The sequence below is a fragment of the Sediminimonas sp. genome, from assembly GCF_024637375.1.
Classification (GTDB): Bacteria; Pseudomonadota; Alphaproteobacteria; order Rhodobacterales; family Rhodobacteraceae; genus Sediminimonas.
In genome coordinates, this window is sequence record NZ_JAGXFK010000042.1 from 28216 (window position 1) to 51630 (window position 23415).

The following is a 23415-nucleotide window of genomic DNA, read 5'->3' on the forward strand; positions in this document are numbered from 1 at the left end:
GGGGTCTCCGTATTGCGAAGGATACCCCATGACAGCGCCAAGTGTTCCCTTCTCCGCTGCCGAATACGACCGGCGAATCGCCCTTGCCCGCGCCGCGATGGCGCGCGCGGGCCTCGATGCCCTGTTCGTCGAAGACCCGTCGAACATGGCCTGGCTGACAGGCTATGACGGCTGGTCATTCTACGTGCACCAGGGCGTGATCCTCACCCACGAGGGCGCGCCGGTGTGGTGGGGCCGCAACATGGACGCCAACGGCGCCCGGCGCACCGCGTGGCTGCCCGAGGACAGCCTGCGCCCCTACGGCGACCAGTACGTGCAATCGACAGAGCGCCACCCGATGCAGCACCTGGCTGGCCTGCTCAAGGACATGGGACTGGAAAGCGCGCGCATCGGCGTGGAAATGGAGAACTATTACTTCTCCGCCAAGGCCTACATCACCCTGCTTGAGGAAATGCCCAAGGCCCACATCGCCGACGCCACGGCGCTGGTGAACTGGCAGCGCGGGATGAAATCGGACGAGGAAATCGCCTTCATGCGCAAGGCGGCGCGCATCGCCGAGAAGATGATCGACGGCGCCATCGAGCGCGCCCGCCCCGGCCTGCGCAAGAACGAACTGGTGGCCGAGATCTACCGCGACGCGATCCTCGGTACCGACGGAAACTGGGGCGACTACCCCGCCATCGTGCCGATGTGCCCCTCGGGCGCCGACGCCTCGGCGCCACACATCACCTGGGACGGCGCCGAGTTGCAGAACGATCAGTGCACCTTCTTCGAACTGGCCGGCGTCTACCGGCGTTATCACACGCCGTTTTGTCGCACCGTCTACCTGGGCACCCCGCCCGACGAGATGAAACGCGCCGAGGCGGCGCTGGTCGAGGGGCTGGAAGCCGGGCTCGACGCCGCGCGCGCCGGCAACCGGGCCTGCGACATCGCGCACGCCCTGGCGGCACCGCTGGAACGCGCGGGCATTGAACGGGGCGCACGATGCGGCTATCCCATTGGCCTGAGCTACCCGCCTGACTGGGGCGAACGCACGGTCAGCCTGCGAACCGAGGACGAAACCGTGCTGCAACCGGGCATGACCTTTCACTTCATGCCCGGCCTCTGGTCGCAGGCGTGGGGGCTCGAGATCACGGAATCGATTCTCATTACCCCGGACGGCCCTGCCGAAACCTTCTGTAACCGGCCCCGGAAGATGTTTGTAAAGGACTGACCCTCCGATGAGCAGCCGCTTGCCCGACGCGACCCGGATCCTGGAGGATCTGATCGGCTATCCGACCATCTCGGCGGATAGCAACCTCGAGATGATCATCCACATGGCCAACCGGCTTTACGACGTGGGCGCGCATGTCGAGATCTTTCATGACCAGAGCGGCACCAAGGCGAACCTCTTTGCCACCATCGGCCCCGAACGCGACGGCGGCATCGTGCTGTCGGGCCATTCCGACGTGGTGCCGGTGGCGGACCAGACCTGGAGTTCCGACCCCTTTCGCATGGTCGAACGCGACGGGCTTCTTTACGGGCGCGGCACCTGCGACATGAAGGGATTCCTCGCCGCGGCGCTGGCGGTGGCACCCGACTATGCCGCACGCGACCTGCGCCGGCCGATCCATTTCGCCTTCACCCATGACGAGGAAGTGGGTTGCGTCGGCGCGCAGGATCTGGTGGCCGAATTGCAAAAGCGCGATTTGAACCCCGCCATGGCGATCATCGGCGAGCCGACCGCCATGCAGATCGTCGAGGGGCACAAGGGCTGTTGCGAATACTCCACCCATTTCCACGGCCTGGAGGGGCACGGCTCGGCCCCCGACCGGGGCGTGAACGCGGTGGAATACGCGGTGGCCTACGTCACCCGGTTGCTCGAACTGAGCGCCGCACTCAAGCACCGCGCGCCGGTGGGCGGGCTGTTCGAGCCTCCCTGGACCACCATCAATATCGGTCGGCTGGCCGGCGGCGTGGCGCACAACGTCATCGCCAACCACGCCGAGGTGGATTGGGAAATGCGCCCGGTGCAGGACAGCGACGCCGAGTTCGTAAAGGCCAAGATCGCCAACTATTGCAACGACATCCTGCTCCCGCAGATGCAAACGACCTATCCCGATGCCGCGATCACCACCTATGTGGTGGGCGAGGTACCGGGCCTGGAGCCGATGGAAGACAACGCGGCGCGCCGGCTGGTGGCGGAACTCACCGGCGCCAACGGCGCCGAGGTGGCGGCCTTCGGCACCGAGGCGGGCCTGTTCCAGCGCATGGGGATGTCGGCGGTGCTGTGCGGCCCCGGCAGCATCGAACAGGCTCACAAGGCCGACGAGTTCCTCGCGATGGAGCAGCTTGATAGCTGCCTCGACATGCTGGAACGGCTGGGCGAAAGGGTGGATGCCCGTGTCTGAGGGCAACCCCGGCGAGGATGCGCGCGCCCGGCTCCAGCGGCTGCACGACATCTTGCGCTCGCGCATCTGCCTGCTGGATTACCCGCCGGGAACGCGCCTGTCCGAAGAACCGCTGGCGGCCGAGTTCGGCACCTCGCGCACACCGCTGCGCCGGGCGCTGGCCCGGCTGGAAGACGAAGGCCTAATCCAGACCCAGCATGGCGTCGGCACCATCGTGACCGATGTCGACCTGGCCGAGATGGGCCGCACTTACGAACTGCGCCGCGAACTCGCCGGGCTGGCCGGGCGCTTGTCGCCGGTCGCGGTGACGCCGGATATCATCGCCCGGGCACACCGCTTCGTCGCCCGCGGGCGGGCCCTGGCGCGCACACCCGACCCGCGGGAATTCGCCCGGCTCAACATGGATTTCTTCCATTTCGGTGCCGCCCTGACCGAGAACGAGGCGCTTCGCGAGGCCTCCGAGCGGCTCTACTACCGCACCGCGCGGATCTGGCTGAAATCCATCTCGCGGCTGGACCTCGGCGACGAGGTACGGATTTTCCTCACCGAACTGGAACAGACCGCCGCGGCGGTCGATGGCCACGACCTGCTGGCGGCGGCGCTGATCCGGCAGGCGCATATCTCGATGTGCGAGGCCCGGCTCAGGGCCTGACCACGCCCGCAACGCTGCCAGCACGACCCGGGCAGGTCTTCATCTTTCCATAAATACTCAAGATAGCCGCCCCGCGCGGCACCGCTCACCGCCGCAGGTATCCCAACCGCGGCTCCGACAACGAGGTGACTATCACCGTGCCATCCGGCGCCGTGACCGCGCCGGTGGTCAGCGCGTAGTCACCGGCCGGGTCTTGCAGGGTTTCCAGCACCGTGCCATCGGCGGCCATGCGCAACACGAAACCGTGCCGCGTCGGCGCGGGTTTCATCGTATCGGGCAGGCGCATGATTACCCGGCGCAATTGCGGCTTGTTGGCCAGCTTGTCCATCACCGGGTTGCGTGGGCTGACCAGCCCCACCCAGTAATTGCCATCGGGGGCGTTGTTTATGTTGTCGGGAAAGCCGGGGGTGTTGGTCAGCAACACGTCGGGTTCGGAATCCGGCGCGCCCAGGTCATAGCGCAGCACCCGGTATTCGCCGGTTTCCACGACCATCAACGCCGTGCCATCGGGGCTGACCGCAACGCCGTTGGCAAAGGTCAGCCCATCGGCAAACACACGGGTGGTGCCGGTTTCCGGGTCATGAACCAGCACCCGGCCATTGGCGGAATGCTCGACCAGGTCCAGAACCGAGGCGGTCAGCGTGCTGCCCACCTCGCGCGCGCCGAACCGCGTCGAAGCATCCGAGAAATAGATCCGCCCATCCGGGGCGACATCGACATCGTCGGCGTAACGGATCGGGCTGCCGCCCTCGGTGACATCGGCCAGCAGGCGCACCGTCCCGTCGCGCGCCACCGCAATCAGCCCGCGATAGGCGTCGGCCACGTAAAGCGTGCCGTCGGGCCCGAATTCCAACCCCAGCGGCCGACCATCGGTATTGGCGAAAACCTCGGCCTTGGCGCCGCCCACCCCGGCGCGCAGGATGTCGCCGGTATGGGTTGCCATGTAGACCATGCCATCGGGGCCGATATCGGCATCCTCCGGGCCGATATGATCGCCGATATCGGTGAATTGCAACGCCGCCAGTCGGTCGTTGGGCGCGTAATCACCTGTGTATCCGGGGTTCTCCGGCGCGTTCCACGCCACCGGTTTCACCGCGACGGGCCAGAAGGCCAGATAAGCCAGCAGCAGCACGATCACCGCTGCCAGCACCTTGAGAATGACGCGCATCGCTTGCTCCCTTGCCGGGGCCCCGCGCCACTCCGGTCAGGCTGCGGCCACCATCAGGCCTTCACCCTTGAGGCGGGCATGCGCCTCGTCAAGGGATTTGGTGGCGCGCTCGACCAGGGTATCGGCCTCGGACCGCGTCAACACCAGCGGCGGGCTGATGATCATCCGGTCGCCCACGTGGCGCATCACCAGCCCGTTGGCAAAGCACCGCTCGCGACAGATATACCCGGCGGTACCGGCATCGGCGCCGAACGTGGCGCGGCTGGCCTTGTCCGGGGTCATCGCGACCGAGCCCATCATGCCGACAATGCGCGCCTCGCCCACCAGCGGATGCTCGGCCAGCGATTCCCACTTTTCCTTCAGGTAGGGGCCGATGTCGTCGCGGACGTGGCCGACGATGTTTTCCTCTTCGAGGATGCGCATGTTTTCCAGCGCCACCGCCGCCGCCACCGGGTGGGCGGAATAGGTGTAGCCGTGGTTGAATTCGCACGCGCCCAGCACTGCGGCGACCTCGTCACTGACGATCGAGCCGCCGATGGGCTGGTAGCCACTGCTCAACCCCTTGGCGATGGTCATGATGTCGGGCTGCCAGCCCACCGTCTGGCTGCCGAACCAGTTGCCGGTGCGCCCGAAGCCGCAGATCACCTCGTCGGCGATCAGCAGGATGTCGTATTTGTCACAGATACGCTGGATTTCGGGCCAGTAGCTGTCGGGCGGCACGATGACACCGCCGGCGCCCTGCACCGGCTCGGCGATGAAGGCGGCGACGCGGTCCTCGCCGAGTTCCTCGATCGCGCGCTCCAGTTGCCGGGCGCGTTCCAGGCCAAATTCCTCGCGCGGCATGTCGCCGCCCTCGGCCCACCAGTCGGGCTGGTCGATGTGGTGAATATCCGGGATCGGCAAGCCGCCCTGCGCGTGCATGCCGCTCATCCCGCCCAGGGACGCGCTGCCCACCGACGAGCCGTGATAGGCGTTCTTGCGGCTGATGATGACCTGCTTTTCCGGCTTGCCCTTCTGCGCCCAGTAGGTGCGCACCATGCGGATGTTGGTATCGTTCGCCTCCGACCCGGAGCCGGCGAAAAAGACGTGGTTCAGGTCGCCCGGCGCCAGTTCTGCCAGCTTGTCGGCCAGCGCGATGGCAGGCACATGAGTAGTCTGGAAAAAGGTGTTGTAGTAGGGCAATTCGCGCATCTGGCGCGCCGCAACGTCGGCCAGTTCATCGCGGCCATAGCCGATGTTGACGCACCACAGCCCGGCCATCGCATCGAGGAAGTCGTTGCCCTCGTTGTCGGTGATCCAGACGCCATCGGCCCGCGTGATGACGCGCGCACCCTTGGCGGCAAGCTCTTGCTGATTCGAGAACGGGTGCATGTGATGCGCCGCGTCCAGCGCCTGAAGCTCGTTGGTGGGCATGTGGTTGGTGATCATGGGCATTGCAGGTATCTCCGGGATTCAGGGCGGGTCATGCGGCGCGGCGCAAACGTCGACGCGTGCTTTCCGACAGAATATGATCAAATTTCTTGCTGTCAATCGAATCAGTGATCCGCGCCGGCATCCGAGAAGATGCGGCGCACCTGTTCCATACCCTGCAACATATCCTCACGAATGGCGCGGGCGGCGCCCTCGGCATCCCCGGTGCGCATGCAGTCCAGAACCGCCTTGTGCTTGTCGGGCTGGTTCTGGGTGCCGACGCGCCCGATCATCACCCGTAGCGATGGGCCGAATCGCAACCACAGACCGTCGGCGATCTCGGCCAGGATCGGCGCCTCGGCCAGATCGTAGATCCCGGCGTGAAAGCGATAATTCATCTCGAGGTAATTGCGCAGGTTCCCCTGGGTAATCGCGCGATCCACAGCGTCGTCCATCAAGGTCAGGCGGCGGTGGTCGCCGGGGGTCGCACGTTGCGTTGCACGCAAGGCAAGGTGGGATTCAAGCCACTGACGTGCATATATTATTTCCGATATGTTGGCATCCATGAGCTGCGGCACGATGACCCGGCGATTGCCCTGGAACTGCAGCGCGCCCTCGCTGATAAGGCGCCGAATCGCCTCGCGCACCGGGGTCATGCCGGCATCGAGCCGCCCCGTCAGCCCCTGGATCGTCACCGCCTCTCCCGGCGCGATTTCTCCGAACAGGATCAGCGCGCGCAATTTCCTGTAGACCTGTTCGTGCGCGGGCACGCGACCGCCCCGATCCGCCCAATCGCCCTTTTTTCGTGCACCGTCCATCATCATATCGCCCCTTCGCGGCTCTCGGTCGCCACTGTCCCTTGCCAGTTTATCGGCACCGTGAAAACATTACCATATTGCCATTCGCGGCAAAACTTGATCAAATTATCACAGGGCACCGAAGACCCGAAACCAACAGGAGAGACATTATGAGAAACCACCTGATGACGATGACGGCGACGCTGGCGCTGGTCGCCGGGGCCGCCGCCGCCGAGGAAGTGCGCGTCTACAACTGGTCCGACTATATCGACGAGGACCTGCTGACCAAGTTCGAGGAAGAGACCGGCATCGACCTGATCTATGACGTGTTCGACAGCAACGAACTGCTGGAAACCAAGATGCTGGCCGGAGGATCGGGCTATGACGTCGTCGTGCCCTCGGGCACCTTCCTGCAGCGCCAGATCAGTGCCGGCGCGTTCCAGAAGCTCGACAAATCGAAGCTGCCCAACCTCGACAACATGTGGGACATGGTCCGCGAACGGACCGCGCAATACGACCCCGGCCACGAATACGCGATCACCTACATGTGGGGCACAACCGGGATCGGCGTGAATGTCGGCGAGGTGACCAAGCGGCTGGGCGAGGACGCGCCGATCGATTCGCTGGAACTGATCTTCAACCCCGAGTACATGGAAAAGCTGGCCGATTGCGGCGTGCATTTCCTCGACGCCCCGGCCGAGATGATCCCGGCGGCGCTGAACTATATCGGTGAGGATCCCAACAGCCACGACCCGGAGGTCATCGAGAAGGCCGGCGAAGTGTTCGGCGCGATCCGCCCCTACATCCAGAAGTTCCACAGCTCGGAATACATCAACGCGCTGGCCAATGGCGACATCTGCGTGGCGGTCGGCTGGTCGGGTGACGTGCTGCAGGCACGCGACCGCGCCGCCGAGGCCGACAACAACGTCGAGATCGCCTACAACGCGCCCAAGGAAGGCGCGCAGATGTGGTTCGACATGATGGCGATCCCGGTCGACGCGCCGAACCCCGACGGGGCGCACAAGTTCCTCAACTTCATCCTCGATGCCAAGAACATGGCCGCCGCGTCGAACTACGTCTATTTCGCCAACGGCAACAAGGCGGCGCAGGAATACCTGCTGGACGACGTGATCAACGATCCGGCGATCTACCCCAACCAGGAAACCATGGAAAAGCTGTTCACCACCACGCCCTATGGCGCCAAGGTGCAGCGGGTGGTGACCCGCCTGTGGACCAGGATCAAGTCGGGCACCTGAACGGCCGGCATATGACAGGCCCGCGCATTGCGGTGCGCGGGCCTTACCTATCACAGCAGGTGACAACATGGCTCAAAGCGAATTCGCCCCATGGTCCGACCCGGCTGAAAAGCCGCTGATCCGCTTCCAGGGCGTGACCAAGCGGTTCGGCGCCTTCACCGCGATCGACGACCTGACCCAGGACATCTATGCGCAGGAATTCTTTGCCCTGCTGGGGCCGTCGGGATGCGGCAAGACAACGATGATGCGCATGCTGGCCGGGTTCGAGGCGCCGAGCGAGGGGCAGATCCTGCTTGATGGCCAGGACATGGCGCATGTGCCGCCCAACAAGCGCGCGGTCAACATGATGTTCCAGAGCTACGCGCTGTTCCCGCACCTGAGCGTGTGGGACAACATCGCGTTCGGCCTGCGCCGCGCCAGGATGCCCAAACCCGAGATCGACGCGCGGGTCGACGAAATGCTGCGCCTGACCCGGCTCGAAAAGTTCGCCCGTCGCAAGCCACACCAGATATCGGGCGGCCAGCGCCAGCGCGTGGCACTGGCGCGCAGCCTGGCCAAGGCACCCAAGCTGCTGTTGCTGGACGAACCCATGGGCGCGCTCGACGCAAAGCTGCGCCAGGACACCCAGTTCGAGCTGATGGACATCCAGGAAAAGACCGGCACCACCTTCGTGATCGTCACCCACGACCAGGAAGAGGCGATGACCGTCGCCTCCCGCGTGGCGGTGATGGAAGATGGTCGCATCGTGCAGGTCGCCACCCCGGCCGAGATCTACGAAGTGCCCGAAACCGTGTATGTCGCCGATTTCATCGGTGACGTGAACATCTTCGAAGGCGCCGCCACCCCCTCGGGCGACGGCTATGATATCGCCTGGGCCGAAGGCCAGCCGCCGTTTCATGCCAGGACCGACAAGGCGCTGTCGAAGGGGCAGAAATGCTACCTTGCGATCCGGCCCGAAAAGATCGGCATCTCGGCCGAGAAACCCGCCGAGGCCGACAATGCCATTCAGGGCAGAATCATCGACATCGCCTATCTGGGCAACCTGAGTACCTACCACGTGGAATTGCCCGGCGGCCAGATGATCAAGGCGCAAACGGCCAATACCCGTCGCCTGTCGCGCCGCGCCCTGACATGGGAAGATGAGGTCTGGCTGAGCTGGACCAAGACCGGCGCGGTGGTGCTTGAGCGATGAACATCCGCCGCCTGCTCATCATGGTGCCGCCCTATCTGTGGCTGCTGCTGCTGTTCCTGGTGCCGTTCCTGATCGTGCTCAAGATCAGCCTGTCCGACATCGCGCTGGCGATCCCGCCCTACACGCCGACGCTGGAAATTTCCGAAGGGTGGCGCGGGATCACCACTTTCCTGTCGAAGCTCGATTTCGAGAATTTCACCTTCCTCACCACGGACGATCTGTATTGGAAAGCCTATCTGTCATCGCTTCAGATCGCGGCGATCGCGACGCTGCTGACATTGCTGCTGGGCTATCCCATCGCCTACGGCATGGCGCAGGCGGCGCCGGAATGGCGCGCGACACTGATGATGCTGGTGATCCTGCCGTTCTGGACCAGCTTCCTGATCCGGGTCTATTCGTGGATGGGTATCCTGGCGAACGAGGGCTATCTCAACCAGCTATTGCTGTGGATAGGAGTGATCGACACACCGCTGACGATCCTCAACACGCCTGTCGCGGTCTATATCGGCATCGTCTATACCTACATGCCGTTCATGATCCTGCCCATCTACGCGACGCTCGAGAAACTTGACGAATCGTTGCTGGAAGCGGCCGAGGATCTGGGCTGTTCGCGTATCTCGGCGTTCTGGCTGATTACCGTGCCGCTGTCGCGCAGCGGTATCATCGCGGGGTCTTTCCTGGTCTTCATTCCCACCATTGGCGAGTTCGTCATTCCATCGTTGCTGGGCGGGTCGCGCACGCTGATGATCGGCAAGGTGCTGTGGGAGGAATTCTTCAACAACCGCGACTGGCCGGTGGCCAGCGCGGTGGCGGTGGTCCTGCTGCTGATCCTGATCATTCCGATCATTCTGTTCCAGCGAAATCAGCAAAAACAACAGGAGGCCGGGCAATGAGGCGCTTTTCGTGGTTCAATGCCACCTCGCTGACGCTTGGGTTCGCGTTTCTGTATATCCCGATGCTGATCCTTATCGTCTTCAGCTTCAACGAATCGAAACTGGTCACTGTCTGGGCAGGCTTTTCCACCAAGTGGTATGGCGAGTTGCTGCACAACGAAGCGTTCCTGGATGCAGCCTGGGTGACCATCCAGGTGGCCCTGCTGTCATCGACCGTCGCAACGGTGCTGGGCACCATGGCCGCACATGTGCTGGTGCGCGCGGGGCGCTTTCCCGGCCGCACGCTGTTTTCGGGGATGATCTATGCACCGCTGGTGATGCCCGATGTCATCACCGGCCTGTCGCTGTTGCTGTTGTTCATCGGCATCGGGCTGGATCGCGGCGTGCTGACCATCGTTCTGGCACATGCGACATTTTCCATGTGCTTCGTCTCGGTCGTGGTGTCATCGCGGCTGGTCAGCTTCGACCGCTCGCTGGAAGAGGCGGCACTGGATCTTGGCTGCTCGCCTTTCGAGGCGTTCCGCCTTGTCACCCTGCCGATCATCGCGCCGGCGGTGATCTCGGGGTGGTTGCTGGCCTTCACGCTGTCGCTTGACGATCTGGTGATCGCGTCCTTCGCGGCAGGGCCGTCCTCGACCACGCTGCCGATCAAGATATTCTCGTCGATCCGGCTGGGCGTCAGCCCCGAAATCAACGCGCTGTCGACGATCATGATCGCCATCGTCACCGTGGGCGTGATTATCGCTTCGCTGATCTCCAAACGCGCCAGCCTGGCCCAGCAACGCGACGAACAGGCCGCCGCGCGCACCACATGAAGCGGATATTCCCCGCCCATGCCTACGGCCCGGCGCCGATCGAGGGGTGCTATTGGGCCGCCACCGTGCCCGACGCCGCGCTGCGCCGATCGCGCGCCGAAGGCACGCTTGCCGCCGATGTGGCCATCGTTGGCGGTGGCTTCACCGGGCTGTCGGCGGCACTGCACCTGGCCGAAGCCGGCGCCGACGTGCTGCTTCTGGAGGCCGCGCATCCCGGCTGGGGCGCCTCGGGGCGCAATGGCGGGTTTTGCTGCCTCGGCGGTGCCAAGCTGGGGGACGACGCGCTGCGGCGCCGTCACGGCGAGGACGCCCGCCGCGAATGGCGCCGGGCCGAGGCGGACGCCGTCGCGCTGGCCGGTGACCTGATAGCGCGGCACGCGATCGCGGCCGACACCCATTCGCAGGGTGAGACGATTGTAGCCCACACCGCCCGCCACATGCGCCATCTGCGGGCCGAAGCGCCGCGCGTGGCGCGCGACTACGGTGTCACCCCCGACGTGCTGGAACGCGCGGACCTGCCCGCGCACGGCATGGCCGGGCCGTTTCACGGCGCACTCACGATCCCCGTGGGGTTCGGCCTGAACCCGCGCAAGTACCTGGCCGGGCTTCTGGCCGCGGCCGAGGCCGCCGGCGCCCGCGTGCACGGCCAAAGCCCGGTCACGGACGTCACCGCCCAGGCCGGCGGCATCCGCCTGACCACGCCCGATGCCCGGATCACGGCGAAGCGGCTGATCGTCGCCACCAATGGCTATTCCTCCGAAGATGTGCCGGGCTGGATGGCCGGGCGCTACCTGCCGGCGCAATCCAACGTGCTGGTCACCCGCCCGCTCAGCGAGGCCGAGCGCGACGCAGCGGGCTGGACCAGCCGCCAGATGGCCTATGACACGCGGCAACTGCTGCACTATTTCCGCCTGATGCCCGACAACCGGTTCCTGTTCGGGATGCGGGGCGGGCTGGTCAGCGGGCCGCGCGCCGATGCGCGCATGGCCCGCGCCGCGCGGCGGCACTTCGAGACGATGTTCCCCGCCTGGGCGCATGTCGAAACCCCGCACGACTGGTCGGGCATGGTCTGCTTTACCGCCGGCGCGGTGCCCTATTGCGGGCCGGTGCCGGGGTTGCCCGGCGCCTTCGCCGGCTTTGCCTATCATGGCAACGGGGTGGCCATGGGCACCTATGCCGGCGCATTGCTGGCCGACCTGGCGCTGGACCGGCCGCCCCGCCTGCCTTATCCGCAGGTGATGCGCGCGGCCCCGCGCCGGTTTCCGCCCGGACGCCTGCGGCGGGCACTGCTGTGGCCCGCCTATGGCGCCGCGGCGCTGGCCGACCTGTAAGCGCCCATCCCCGGTACCGGGACAAATTGACAGCCGCCGGGCCTTGGGCTACCCGGCGCCTTTCACGATATCCACGGGGATCGGCACGACATGGCACGCAAACGCAAGCGCCGCGACATTTCCGGCTGGCTGGTGGTGGACAAACCCGCCGGCGTTACGTCGACCGCCGTGGTCGGCAAGGTTCGCTGGGCGCTTGACGCCAACAAGGCGGGCCATGCCGGCACGCTGGACCCCGAGGCGACCGGGGTGCTGGCCATCGCCCTGGGCGAGGCGACGAAAACCGTGCCCTACATCACCGACGCGCTGAAAGCGTACAGATTCACCGTACGGCTTGGACAGGCGACCAATACCGACGACACCGAGGGCAAGGTCATCGCCACCGCGCCCGACCGCCCCGATGACGCCCAGATCAAGGAGGCGCTGCACGGCTTCGTGGGCGAGATCATGCAGGTGCCGCCGAAATACTCGGCGGTCAAGATCGACGGACAGCGCGCCTACAAGCTGTCGCGCGCCGGCGAGGATGTCGAGATCGCCGCACGGCCGCTATGGGTCGAGGAACTGGTGATGGTGGATCGCCCCGATGCCGACCATGTGACGCTGGAAATGACCTGCGGCAAGGGCGGCTATGTGCGCGCCATCGCGCGTGATCTGGGCGAGGTACTGGGGTGTCATGGCCATGTCGCCAGCCTGCGCCGCACATGGTCGGGGCCGTTCGACGCCAAAGACGGGCTGAGCCTGGAACGCATCGAGGCGCTCGCCCGCACGCCCGAGCTGGACGCGCACCTGCGCCCGCTTGAGGAGGGCCTCGCCGATCTGCCACGCGTCGTCTGCCCGCTCGAGAGCGCCGCACGCCTGCGCAACGGCAACCCCGCCCCGGTCATCGCCAGCGACATCGCCTATGGCGACGAATGCTGGGCGGCGCTGGATGGCCGCGCCGTGGCCGTCGGCCGCCTGCTGGGCGGCGAGTTGCACCCGCACCGGGTGTTCCGGCACCAGTGACGCGCATCGCTTGCATCGCGCGCGGGGCGGGGGCAGAACACGGGCCATGATCACGCGCGAGCACCTCAAGGGCGATGCCGCCTCGACCGCCGTCTATTCGGATTGCGAACGCTATCGCTACCTGCTGACCCGCGTGTGGAACGCGGGCGGGCGCAAGGCGCTGTTCGTGATGCTCAACCCCTCGACCGCGACCGAGGTGCAGAACGACCCCACCGTCGAGCGCTGCGAGCGGCGGGCGCGCACGCTGGGCTTCGGCGCGTTCCGGGTCTGCAACATCTTCGCCTGGCGCGACACCGACCCGCGCGCGATGCGCGCCGCCGCCGACCCCGTCGGCCGCGACAACGACGCGGCCATCGTCGAAAGCTGCGACTGGGCCGACCGGATCATCGCCGCCTGGGGTGCGCACGGGGCGCATCTGGGCCGCGGCCCGGCGGTGGCGCGGCTGCTGCACGGCACCGGATACCCGGTCTATCACCTTGGCCTGACAAAGGATGGCCACCCGCGCCACCCGCTTTACATCGCCTACAGCCGCCAGCCCGAGCCATGGCCCGCCCCGGCCGGCGCCGCGCCCCGGCAGCAGGAGCCCCGCCCATGAGCGAACAGGACCGTGACAACACCCGGCAGACCGGGGCGCAGACCGACCGGCAGGCCATCATGCGGCTGACGCACGAGGGCAAGCGGCGCAATGACGCGCCCGTCGCGCCACGGGGGTTAACCAACCGGTTTGATCGGCTTTGACTCAGGCCACCCCTTGCCGGACCATGCGATTGGGGGTCGGTGTTTCGGGATGGGGTAGATGATGCTTGCAATGATGGGAATGCTCGGGGTCGTGATGGCCGGGGCCGCGTTTGTCGGCCTCGAAATCATGCCGCAGGACGACCCGGAGGCCACCGCCATCGAAGGCGGCGACGGCAGCGAGGACACCGGCGATGACGGCGCCACGCTGACGGACCTGGTAACGGCACCCGACGAGCCCGCGCCTGCGCCCGGGACTCCGCCGGAACAAACCATGACCGGCAGCGATGGCGACGACATCATGCAGGGCGGTGACAGTATCGACGCGATCTACGGCGGCGCGGGATACGACCAGATCGGCGGCGGCGACGGTGACGACTCGATCAACGGCGGCACCGAAGCCGACGACCTGCACGGGCAGGATGGCAACGACACCCTCGAAGGCGGCGACGGCGACGACACCCTGCACGGCGAGGACGGCGACGACCACCTCGACGGCGGCACCGGCGCGGATACCCTGTTCGGCGGCATGGGTGATGACACCCTGTCCGGCGGGGACGGTGACGATTCACTGCTGGCCGGGACAGGCGACGACATGCTGCGCGGCGGCGCGGGCGACGACAGCCTGCAAGGCGGCTATGGCGACGACACGCTGGCCGGCGGCGCGGGGCGCGACGCCCTGTTCGGCGGTGCCGGCGACGACGTGCTCGACGGGCGCGAAACCGGCGGTGACGCGCAGTCGCCCGACTACCTCAACGGCAGCGACGGCGACGACACGCTGATCGCCGGCAGCGGCGACATCCTGGGCGGCGGGACCGGCGCCGATACCATGCTTCTGGGCGACTGGATCGACGATCCTGCGCAGGTGACGGACTACGACGCCGACGAGGACAGGCTGATCGTGGTGTTCGACGACAGCACCGGCGCCGCGGCGCCGACCCTGGCGCTGGCCGAAGTGCCCGACGCGCCCGACGCGACGGCGGTGATGCTCGACGGTGCGCAGATCGCCACCCTTGCCGACGCGGGAAGCTTGACGCTGGATCATATCGCGCTGGTTGGGCGCTCGACGCTGGCCTGATCGCTGCCCACGCCCCTTTTTTCTTGTGCTTCTGGGAAAACTCCCCTACACGCGCGCCGTGCCCGCACGGTGCGTGGCACATCATTCTCCGGACCTTGCTGGACGACATCCCGGCTTGCGCCCCTGTCATTCCCTCTATCAAAGGAGACCCCGATGTCGATTACCGTCGAAGAAAAAGCCCGCGTGATGAAGGATTTCGCCACCAAGGAAGGCGACACCGGATCGCCCGAGGTGCAGGTTGCCATCCTGACCTCGCGCATCGGCACGCTGACCGAGCACTTCAAGACCCACAAGAAAGACAACCACGGCCGCCGCGGCCTGCTGATGATGGTGGCGCAGCGGCGCAAGCTGCTGGACTACCTCAAGCGCAAGGACGAGGCGCGCTACCGCGACCTGATCAAGCGCCTGGGCATCCGCCGCTGAGCTTCTGAAACCGCGCCCCCGGGCGCGGTTTTGCCATTTTCCGCAAGACATCGGCGCCGATCCCCGCGCCGGCGTCCGGACGTCACCCTAGCAAGCGTAGCAATCGTAGGGTGGGCAGTCCTGCCCACCACCCACCACACGGCACCGCCACGTCACGGTGGGCAGGACTGCCCACCCTACACCTTTCACACGACCTCCCAACGCGCCCTGCGCGCCGCCGCGTGATCGCCTGATCTCCCGCGACAATCGCCCGCCCTGTTAACCCGGCCCGGGGCCGCATTCGCCACCGACGCGATACCGACGTGATACCGACGCGGTGCCGACCCGGCAAATCGCCTGTTCCCGGGCTGTTAACCCCGATTCGCCCCGGGGCCCTCGGGCGGGCGGCTGTTCGGGGTTCCATTCGCGGGTTTTCTCCTCTATAGCGCGCGTATCTGAGACGCTGTGCCCCGACCCCGGCACTCGAGGGAATGATGGAGGGGTCGGCGGCAATGGGGCCGCCATTGAAACGGAAGGCCCGGGATACGCCCGGGATTGCTTCCAGCCAGGATACGCCAGATGTTCAAAGTAACGACAAAATCCATGCAGTGGGGGGAAGAGACCCTCACGCTCGAAACGGGCAAGGTTGCCCGCCAGGCCGACGGCTCGGTCATCGCCACTCTGGGCGAGACCAGCGTCATGGCCAACGTGACCTTTGCCAAGGAACCCAAGCCGGGAATGGATTTCTTCCCGCTGACGGTTCACTACCAGGAAAAATACTATGCCGCGGGCAAGGTGCCCGGCGGCTTTTTCAAGCGCGAGGCGCGCCCCTCCGAGAAGGAAACGCTGACCGCGCGCCTGATCGACCGGCCCATTCGCCCGCTGTTCGTGCCCGGCTTCAAGCATGAAACACTGGTGATGTGCACCGTGCTCAGCCACGACCTGGTCAACGACCCGGACATGGTGGCGATGATCGCGACCTCGGCGGCGCTGACGATTTCCGGCGCCCCGTTCATGGGGCCGATCGCGGGCTGCCGAGTGGGCTATGTGGATGGCGATTACATCCTGAACCCCGAAATCGACGACATGCAGGGGCTGCGCACCAACCCCGAGCAGCGGCTCGACCTGATCGTGGCCGGCACGCGCGACGCGGTGATGATGGTCGAATCCGAGGCCTACGAGCTGTCAGAGGCCGAGATGCTGGGCGCCGTCAACTTCGCCCACGAGCAGATCAAGCCGGTTGTCGACCTGATCGTCGACCTGGCCGAAGACTGTGCCAAGGAACCGTTCGATTTCCAGCCGCCCGATTACTCGGCGCTTTACGACGCGGTGAAAGCCGCCGGCGAGGAAAAGATGCGCGCCGCTTTCGCGATCCGCGACAAGCAGGAACGCACGCATGCGATTTCCGCCGCCAAGGAAGAAATCAGGGCGCAACTCACCGAAGAGCAACTCGAGGATGCGAACCTTGGCGCGGCGCTGAAAAAGCTGGAATCGACCGTGCTGCGCGGTGATGTCGTAAAGCAAGGCAACCGCATCGACGGCCGCAAGCTTGACCAGATCCGCGCGATTGACTGCGAAACCGGGCTGCTGCCGCGCACGCACGGCTCGGCGCTGTTCACGCGCGGTGAGACGCAGGCGCTGGTGGTGACCACGCTGGGCACCGGCGACGACGAACAGTTCGTCGATGCGCTGCACGGCAACTTCCGCTCCAACTTCCTGCTGCACTACAACTTCCCGCCCTATTCGGTGGGCGAAGCCGGCCGCGTCGGCCCGCCGGGACGCCGCGAGATCGGCCATGGCAAGCTTGCGTGGCGTGCGCTTCAGGCGGTTCTGCCCGCGCCGACGGATTTCCCCTACACCATCCGCCTGGTGTCCGAGATCACCGAATCCAACGGGTCCAGCTCGATGGCGACGGTGTGCGGCTCGTCGCTGGCGATGATGGATGCGGGTGTGCCGCTGAAGTCATCGGTCGCCGGCGTGGCCATGGGTCTGGTGCTGGAAGACGATGGCGAATATGCCATCCTGTCCGACATCCTGGGCGACGAGGATCACCTCGGAGACATGGATTTCAAGGTCGCGGGCACCGCCGAAGGCATCACCTCGTTGCAGATGGACATCAAGGTCGCCGGCATCACGCCGCAGATCATGGAGCGCGCGCTGGACCAGGCCAAGGCCGGGCGCATGCACATCCTGGGCGAGATGGACAAGGCGCTTTCGGGTGCGGCTGATTTCAGCATCCACGCGCCGCGGATCGAGACGATGCAGATCTCCACCGACAAGATCCGCGAAGTCATCGGGTCGGGCGGCAAGGTGATCCGCGAGATCGTCGAGGTGTCGGGCGCCAAGGTCGACATCAACGACGAGGGCGTCATCAAGATCGCAAGCCCCAACGCCGAAGCCATCCAGAAGGCCTATGACATGATCTATTCGATCGTGGCCGAGCCCGAGGAAGGCAAGATCTACAAGGGCACCGTCGTCAAGATCGTCGATTTCGGGGCCTTCGTGAACTTCTTCGGCAAGCGCGACGGTCTGGTTCATGTCAGCCAGATCGAAAACCGCCGCCTGAACCACCCCTCCGACGTGCTCAAGGAAGGGCAGGAAGTCTGGGTCAAGCTGCTGGGCTTCGACGATCGCGGCAAGGTGCGCCTGGCGATGAAAATGGTCGACCAGGAGACCGGCGAAGAGATCAAGGAAGAAGCCGCCGACTGATACGTCGCGCGAACATCTCTCAAGGAATCGAATGCCCGGGTGGAAACGCCCGGGCATTTTTCTTGCTGCGCCGCAGCGGATCGGATGCTTGGTCGGCGCCGGAGGGTCGCGCATAGTATTCCGATGAAGTGGTCCGAACAGGGAGGGCACAATGAACCTTGTGACGCTGGAAAACCCGGTCTTTGCCACCTACGCGATTGCCGCCGCGCTGATGGTGCTGAAAATCATGGGACAGGGATGGATGACGGTCTACCGCATGATGAAATGCAGCGCGGGGTTCGCAAGCCCCGAGGATCTGCGTCCCGGTCCGCTCAACAAGGCCCCCGATCCGGATCAGATCAAGCCGAACGACTATGTCGACCGGTCGCGAAGGATGCATCGAAACGACCTTGAAAACATCCCCGCATTCCTTGTCGCCGGGTTGTTGTTTGTCACCGTCGATCCGTCGCTTCTGCTGGCACAAATATTTCTATACGGATTTGTTGTTGCGCGGCTCTGCCATTTCCTGGCCTACGCCACCAAGCAGAGCCACGAGATGCGCGCCACCTTCTACACGGTCGGGTCGGTCATCGTGATCGCGATGGCGCTGTATGTGCTGGTGGCGGTGATCGCCTGAGCGGTGGCGCTCAGATGATCTCATCCTCGTCGAAAAGTGGCGCCGCTTCCATCTGCGCGGCGACGCCCTCCATGGCGGCCTCGGCATGGGCGGGTTTGCCGATCTCGGCGACGTGAAACAGCGCGTCGCCCTCGTGCACGACGGGCATGTTGCTGCGCCCCACGATGATGCCGCGGTGATCGGCGATTACCTCGACCTCGTGCTCGCCGAACGGGTCCGAGATGGCGCCAAGCACGGTGCCCGGTTCCACAAGGTCGCCCGGCGCGCGATAGGCGCGCAGCAGGCCGCCCACGGGCGCGCGATACCATGTCGAGGCATCGCAGGTTACCGGCCTGGCGCGCGGTTTGGGCACGCCCTTTTTTCCCAGCATGCCGATTTTCTGCATCACCCGCAGGATACCCGACACGCCGCTGCGCGCCGCCAGCTCGTCAAAACGCAGCGCCTCGCCCGCCTCGTAGAGCAGCACATCGACGCCCGCATCCTCGGACGCCACCCGCAGCGAGCCATCACGCAACCGCGACCGCAGCATCACCGGCGCCGAAAAGGCGCGACCCAGGTCGGCCAGTCGCGCGTTGTCGGGCGTCAGGCGAATCTGCGGCAGGTTGCTGCGATGAATCGCGGCCGAGTGCAGGTCGATCCCGAGATCGGCGCGCGCCACGACCTGCGTCATGAACAGATGCGCCAGCCGCGCCGCCAGCGACCCTTGCGCCGAGCCGGGAAAGCAGCGGTTCAAATCGCGGCGGTCGGGCAGGTAGCGGGACTGGTTGAGAAAGCCGAAGGTGTTGACGATGGGCACCGCCATCAGCGTTCCGGCCATGGTTTTCAGCGGCCCGGCCCGCAACAGGCGGCGCACGATCTCGACGCCGATCACCTCGTCGCCATGAACCGCGGCGCTGACGAACAGCACCGGACCGGGCTTGCGCCCATGGACGACGTGCACCGACAAGGTGACGGGGGTGTGATCCGACAGCGTCGAGACGGGCAGGTCCACCGTCTGCCGCGTCCCCGGCGCGACGCGAACATCGCCTATCTCGAACGGCGCGACCTTCGGCATCAGCCGCGGCCCTTGGTCCGGGTCTTGCCTTCGCGGCCCTTGCGTTCGATGAACTCGATGATCATGCCGGCGATGTCCTTGCCGGTGGCTTTCTCGACGCCCTCCAGCCCGGGGGAGGAATTGACCTCCATCACCACCGGGCCGTGGTTCGAGCGCAGCATGTCCACCCCGCACACGTTCAGCCCCATGGCCCGCGCCGCGCGAATCGCGGTCGAGCGTTCCTCGGGCGACACCTTGATCGGCTTGGCCGAGCCACCGCGGTGCAGGTTCGAGCGGAACTCGCCCTCGGCGCCCGAACGTTGCATCGCCGCGACCACCTTGCCGCCGATCACGAAGGCGCGGATGTCGGTGCCGCCGGCCTCCTTGATGAACTCCTGCACCAGGATGTTCACGCCGGCGCCGCGAAACGCCTCGATCACCGACTTGGCCGACCGGTTGGTATCGGCCAGCACCACGCCGATACCCTGCGTGCCCTCGATCAGCTTGATGACCAGTGGCGCGCCACCGGCGAGGTTGACCACCTCTTCGGATTTCTTCGGGTCGTGGGCAAAGGTCGTCACCGGCAGGCCGATACCGTCGCGCGCCAGCAATTGCATCGAGCGCAGCTTGTCGCGCGACCGCCCGATGGCAACGGATTCGTTGACCGGGAACACGCCCTGCATTTCGAACTGCCTGAGCACCGCCAGGCCGTAATAGGTGATCGAAGCCCCGATGCGCGGAATCACGGCATCGTATTTCGGCAGCCGTTCGCCGTCATAGTATATCTCGGGCCGGCGCGACGCGATGTTCACGCTGCACCGGAGCGTGTTGATCATGTGCAGCTCGTGACCGCGTTCCTCGGCCGCCTCTTTCATGCGCTTGTGGGAAAACAGGTTCGGGCTGCGGGTCATCATCGCGATTTTCATAGCGGGAATCCTTTCATGAATCGGCACGGCCGGCCACATTGATACTCTGCGCCCCGCCCACAGGTTTGCCCAGCAGGAATGACCGCCCCGGGTCGACCAGAATGCGGTGCCGCCGGATCGCCGTTCGGCCGAGGATGATGGGCAGCGCCATGCGTGTGCGGTTGGCCAGCGACACCTCGATCCGCCACCGCCGGCGGCCGATGACAAGCGCGGTTTCGATAACCAGCCGCTCTTCGTGGATGCCGCTGGTATTCTTGATCGGGCGCGTGCCCAGTAGCGGCGCCTCGACATCGCGGGCGCGCAGGCCGCTGGAATGCGGGATATGAAAGCGCACCCAGTCGGCCCCATCTCGGCGAAAGGGCTTCACCCGTGTCGCATGGATGGCCGAGGTGCGCGCGCCGGTATCGATCTTGGCCACCACGCGCGGGATGCCCAGCTCGGGCAGGCCGATCACCTCGCGCCAGCCGATGGTCGTCTTTTCCTTGGCCGACCGCGCCCCCGTGGAGGATTTCCGCACCTGTGCCGCCTCTCGTCTCGTTCTTGCGTCGACAAAGCCTAGCAGCGCCGGGCATCAGGCGGAAACACCTAACGCGACACAGCACCAGACAAAATGAGCCCCCGCAACATCTTTGCGGGGGCTCATTACGGCCCTGCGATGGCGGGCCGGTGCGTGCGTCCTCAGGCCGACCGCTTGGTCATGCGCAGGTAGGGCAGTTTCACGTCGATTTCGCCGAACTTCTCGCGCGCCTGGTCATCGTCGAGGCTGAGCGCGACGATCACGTCCTCGCCCACGGTCCAGTTGGCGGGGGTGGCGATCGAATTGCCATAGGTCGCTTGCAGCGCGTCGAGGGCGCGCAGCACCTCGGCAAAGTTGCGGCCCACCGACATCGGGTAGGTCATCGACAGTTGCAGCTTCTTGTCGGGGCTGATGATGAACACCGACCGCACCGAGGCACTGTCGGCCGCGGTGCGCCCGTCGGGCATGTAGGCCTCGGCCGGCAGCATTTCGAAGGCTTTGGAAACGGCCAGGTCCACATCCGCGATGATCGGAAAGGCGGGCTTGGCCCCGGCATATCCTTCGATGTCGGACTTCCACTTGACGTGTTCGTCGGCAGCATCGACCGACAGGCCGATCACCTTGGTGTCGCGCTTTTCCCATTCGTCGGCCAATTGCGCCACGGCACCGAACTCGGTGGTGCAGACGGGCGTGAAATCCTTGGGATGGGAAAACAGGATCGCCCAGTTGTCGCCGATCCAGTCGTGGAACCGGATCGTTCCCTGGTCGGTCTCGGCGGTGAAATCAGGCACGATATCGTTGATACGCAGGCCCATGTGTCATGTCCTTTCGTTTTGGGATATTTTCGGTATGGTGAAGCACTCGTATTCGTGAGCCAATATATGAGTTGTGGCTACACGTTCCACCCTCTTGCTTGCAGCTTTTCACGGGCAGTGACAGAGTGTCGCGAATCGAGCGTCATGGCCGCTGCGTAGCGTGGAATGGCGCGCTGTCCAAGGCACAATATGGAGGTCAGAAATGATCGAGAAACGCCAGTTCTACATCAACGGTGCCTGGGTCGATCCCGCCCGCGCGAACGATCATCACGTCATCGACCCCTCCACCGAAGAGCCCTGCGCGGTGATCTCTCTGGGTAGCCAGGCCGACACCGACGCGGCTGTCGCCGCGGCGCGCACGGCTTTCCCCGACTGGATGCGCACGCCGGTGGCCGAGCGCATCGCGCTGGTGGAAAAGCTGCTGGAAATCTATAACGCCCGCGGCGAGGAAATGGCGCAGGCGATCAGCATGGAAATGGGCGCCCCCATCGACATGGCGCGTCAGCAGCAGGTCGGCGCCGGGGCCGGGCACATGAAGAACTTTCTGCGCGCGGCGAAGGATTTTGAATTTATCCGCCCGCTCGGCGACCACGCCCCCAATGATCGCATCATCTACGAGCCGATCGGCGTCTGCGCCATGATCACGCCGTGGAACTGGCCGATGAACCAGATCAACCTCAAGGTGATCGCGGCGGCCATCGCCGGCTGCACCATGGTGCTCAAGCCCTCCGAAGAAGCGCCGCTCGACGCGCTGCTTTATGCCGAAATGATCGACGAGGCCGGCTTCCCGCCGGGGGTGTTCAACCTGGTCAACGGCGACGGCGCCGGGGTCGGCAGCCAACTTTCCAGCCACCCGCAGGTGGACATGGTCAGTTTCACCGGCTCGACCCGCGCCGGCATCCTGATTTCCAAGGCCGCAGCCGATACGCTCAAGCGCGTGCATCTGGAATTGGGCGGCAAGGGCGCCAACGTGATCTTTGACGACGCCGACGAAAAGGCCGTCAAGCGCGGCGTGCTGCACATGATGAACAACTCCGGCCAGTCGTGCAACGCGCCATCGCGGATGCTGGTGCAGCAAAACGTCTACGACCAGACCGTCGAGGCCGCCGCCGAGATCGCCAACGGCATCAAGGTAGGCAGCAACCACGAGGAAGGCCGCCACATCGGCCCGGTCGTCAACGAAGTGCAGTGGAACAAGATCCAGAACCTGATCCAGAAAGGCATCGACGAAGGCGCGCGCCTTGTTGCAGGCGGCACCGGGCGGCCCGAGAACTTCAACAAGGGATACTATGTGCGGCCCACGGTTTTCGCCGATGTCACCAACGACATGACCATCGCACGCGAGGAAATATTTGGCCCGGTCCTGTCGATTATCCCGTTTGAAACCGAGGAAGACGCCGTCAGGATAGCCAACGACACGCCCTACGGGCTGACGAACTACGTCCAGACGCAGGACGGCGCCAAGGCCAACCGCATGGCGATGAACCTGCGCTCGGGCATGGTCGAAATGAACGGCCAGAGCCGCGGTGCCGGCGCGCCCTTCGGCGGCATGCAGCAGTCGGGCAACGGGCGCGAGGGCGGTGTCTGGGGTCTTGAGGATTTCCTCGAAGTCAAGGCCGTTTCGGGCTGGACTTCCGAGTAATCGCCCCACACCCCGCGCCCTTGCATTCCACGGGCGCGG

23 protein-coding genes are annotated in these 23415 nt (G+C 65.4%); 16 read left to right on the forward strand and 7 right to left on the reverse strand.

All coding sequences use genetic code 11. The features are described from left to right. Positions 1-28: 28 nt before the first annotated feature. From Q0L89_RS06270 to Q0L89_RS06280, 3 genes are read left to right on the forward strand one after another with little or no spacing between them, the layout of a single operon-like run. Entirely contained in the window at positions 29-1213 is a 1185-nt protein-coding gene (locus tag Q0L89_RS06270) for a M24 family metallopeptidase (RefSeq protein WP_296763294.1), read from the forward strand. Positions 1214-1220: 7 nt separating this feature from the next. Further along, positions 1221-2390, forward strand: coding sequence for an acetylornithine deacetylase (gene argE, locus Q0L89_RS06275; RefSeq protein WP_296763295.1), 1170 nt, complete (start codon positions 1221-1223; stop codon positions 2388-2390). Beyond that, positions 2383-3042, forward strand: a complete 660-nt coding sequence (locus Q0L89_RS06280; RefSeq protein WP_296763296.1) for a GntR family transcriptional regulator — start codon at positions 2383-2385, stop codon at positions 3040-3042. The genes argE and Q0L89_RS06280 overlap by 8 nt, the downstream gene beginning before the upstream one ends. An 85-nt stretch (positions 3043-3127) precedes the next feature. Here Q0L89_RS06280 and Q0L89_RS06285 read toward each other — a convergent pair whose 3' ends face one another. The 3 genes from Q0L89_RS06285 to Q0L89_RS06295 all read right to left on the reverse strand — a co-directional run bounded on the left by Q0L89_RS06285 (position 3128) and on the right by Q0L89_RS06295 (position 6438). Next, entirely contained in the window at positions 3128-4210 is a 1083-nt protein-coding gene (locus Q0L89_RS06285) for an SMP-30/gluconolactonase/LRE family protein (RefSeq protein ID WP_296763297.1), read from the reverse strand. A 36-nt stretch (positions 4211-4246) separates the two neighbouring features. Continuing rightward, on the reverse strand, positions 4247-5644 hold the full coding sequence (locus Q0L89_RS06290) for an aspartate aminotransferase family protein (protein WP_296763298.1): 1398 nt from the start codon (positions 5642-5644) through the stop codon (positions 4247-4249). A 101-nt stretch (positions 5645-5745) separates the two neighbouring features. Beyond that, positions 5746-6438, reverse strand: a complete 693-nt coding sequence (locus Q0L89_RS06295; protein WP_296763352.1) for a GntR family transcriptional regulator — start codon at positions 6436-6438, stop codon at positions 5746-5748. A 149-nt stretch (positions 6439-6587) separates the two neighbouring features. Here Q0L89_RS06295 and Q0L89_RS06300 point away from each other — a divergent pair, with 149 nt between their 5' ends. The 12 genes from Q0L89_RS06300 to Q0L89_RS06355 all read left to right on the forward strand — a co-directional run bounded on the left by Q0L89_RS06300 (position 6588) and on the right by Q0L89_RS06355 (position 18443). Further along, positions 6588-7673 (forward strand): polyamine ABC transporter substrate-binding protein, encoded by a 1086-nt coding sequence (locus Q0L89_RS06300; protein WP_296763299.1) that lies wholly within the window; start codon positions 6588-6590, stop codon positions 7671-7673. Positions 7674-7740: 67 nt separating this feature from the next. Next, complete coding sequence (locus Q0L89_RS06305; protein WP_296763300.1) at positions 7741-8865, forward strand: ABC transporter ATP-binding protein; 1125 nt, start codon at positions 7741-7743, stop codon at positions 8863-8865. 2 nt (positions 8866-8867) lie between these two features. Further along, entirely contained in the window at positions 8868-9758 is an 891-nt protein-coding gene (locus tag Q0L89_RS06310; RefSeq protein WP_296763353.1) for an ABC transporter permease subunit, read from the forward strand. After that, positions 9755-10573 carry an ABC transporter permease gene (locus Q0L89_RS06315; RefSeq protein ID WP_296763301.1) on the forward strand — a complete coding sequence of 273 codons (819 nt, stop codon included), beginning with the start codon at positions 9755-9757 and terminating at the stop codon, positions 10571-10573. The genes Q0L89_RS06310 and Q0L89_RS06315 overlap by 4 nt, the downstream gene beginning before the upstream one ends. Beyond that, on the forward strand, positions 10570-11904 hold the full coding sequence (locus Q0L89_RS06320) for an FAD-binding oxidoreductase (RefSeq protein ID WP_296763302.1): 1335 nt from the start codon (positions 10570-10572) through the stop codon (positions 11902-11904). Before Q0L89_RS06315 ends, Q0L89_RS06320 begins: the two co-directional genes overlap by 4 nt. A gap of 90 nt (positions 11905-11994) precedes the next feature. Further along, positions 11995-12903, forward strand: coding sequence for a tRNA pseudouridine(55) synthase TruB (gene truB, locus Q0L89_RS06325; RefSeq protein ID WP_296763303.1), 909 nt, complete (start codon positions 11995-11997; stop codon positions 12901-12903). Positions 12904-12949: 46 nt separating this feature from the next. Next, positions 12950-13498 carry a DUF1643 domain-containing protein gene (locus Q0L89_RS06330; RefSeq protein ID WP_296763304.1) on the forward strand — a complete coding sequence of 183 codons (549 nt, stop codon included), beginning with the start codon at positions 12950-12952 and terminating at the stop codon, positions 13496-13498. Next, positions 13495-13641: a hypothetical protein gene (locus Q0L89_RS06335; protein ID WP_296763305.1), complete on the forward strand. Its 147-nt coding sequence runs from the start codon at positions 13495-13497 to the stop codon at positions 13639-13641. Before Q0L89_RS06330 ends, Q0L89_RS06335 begins: the two co-directional genes overlap by 4 nt. A gap of 58 nt (positions 13642-13699) precedes the next feature. Further along, a complete protein-coding gene (locus Q0L89_RS06340) occupies positions 13700-14716 on the forward strand; it encodes a calcium-binding protein (protein WP_296763306.1) in 1017 nt (338 codons plus the stop codon). Between the two features lie 153 nt (positions 14717-14869). Beyond that, positions 14870-15139 carry a 30S ribosomal protein S15 gene (rpsO, locus tag Q0L89_RS06345; RefSeq protein WP_296763307.1) on the forward strand — a complete coding sequence of 90 codons (270 nt, stop codon included), beginning with the start codon at positions 14870-14872 and terminating at the stop codon, positions 15137-15139. Between the two features lie 558 nt (positions 15140-15697). Continuing rightward, on the forward strand, positions 15698-17827 hold the full coding sequence (pnp, locus tag Q0L89_RS06350) for a polyribonucleotide nucleotidyltransferase (RefSeq protein WP_296763308.1): 2130 nt from the start codon (positions 15698-15700) through the stop codon (positions 17825-17827). 151 nt (positions 17828-17978) lie between these two features. Next, positions 17979-18443 carry an MAPEG family protein gene (locus tag Q0L89_RS06355; RefSeq protein WP_296763309.1) on the forward strand — a complete coding sequence of 155 codons (465 nt, stop codon included), beginning with the start codon at positions 17979-17981 and terminating at the stop codon, positions 18441-18443. Positions 18444-18453: 10 nt separating this feature from the next. Here Q0L89_RS06355 and Q0L89_RS06360 read toward each other — a convergent pair whose 3' ends face one another. From Q0L89_RS06360 to Q0L89_RS06375, 4 genes are all read right to left on the reverse strand, one after another. Beyond that, positions 18454-19497 carry a succinylglutamate desuccinylase/aspartoacylase family protein gene (locus Q0L89_RS06360; RefSeq protein ID WP_296763310.1) on the reverse strand — a complete coding sequence of 348 codons (1044 nt, stop codon included), beginning with the start codon at positions 19495-19497 and terminating at the stop codon, positions 18454-18456. After that, positions 19497-20402, reverse strand: coding sequence for a 30S ribosomal protein S6--L-glutamate ligase (gene rimK / locus Q0L89_RS06365; RefSeq protein ID WP_296763311.1), 906 nt, complete (start codon positions 20400-20402; stop codon positions 19497-19499). The genes Q0L89_RS06360 and rimK overlap by 1 nt, the downstream gene beginning before the upstream one ends. Positions 20403-20415: 13 nt before the next feature. Further along, the gene (locus Q0L89_RS06370) at positions 20416-20919 is read right to left on the reverse strand and encodes a RimK/LysX family protein (protein WP_296763312.1); all 504 of its coding nucleotides are present in this window, start codon (positions 20917-20919) and stop codon (positions 20416-20418) included. A 161-nt stretch (positions 20920-21080) separates the two neighbouring features. After that, positions 21081-21734: a peroxiredoxin gene (locus Q0L89_RS06375; protein ID WP_296763313.1), complete on the reverse strand. Its 654-nt coding sequence runs from the start codon at positions 21732-21734 to the stop codon at positions 21081-21083. 202 nt (positions 21735-21936) lie between these two features. On the opposite strand from Q0L89_RS06375, the gene Q0L89_RS06380 reads away from it, so the two are divergent. Beyond that, positions 21937-23376, forward strand: a complete 1440-nt coding sequence (locus Q0L89_RS06380; RefSeq protein ID WP_296763314.1) for an aldehyde dehydrogenase family protein — start codon at positions 21937-21939, stop codon at positions 23374-23376. Positions 23377-23415 lie beyond the last annotated feature (39 nt).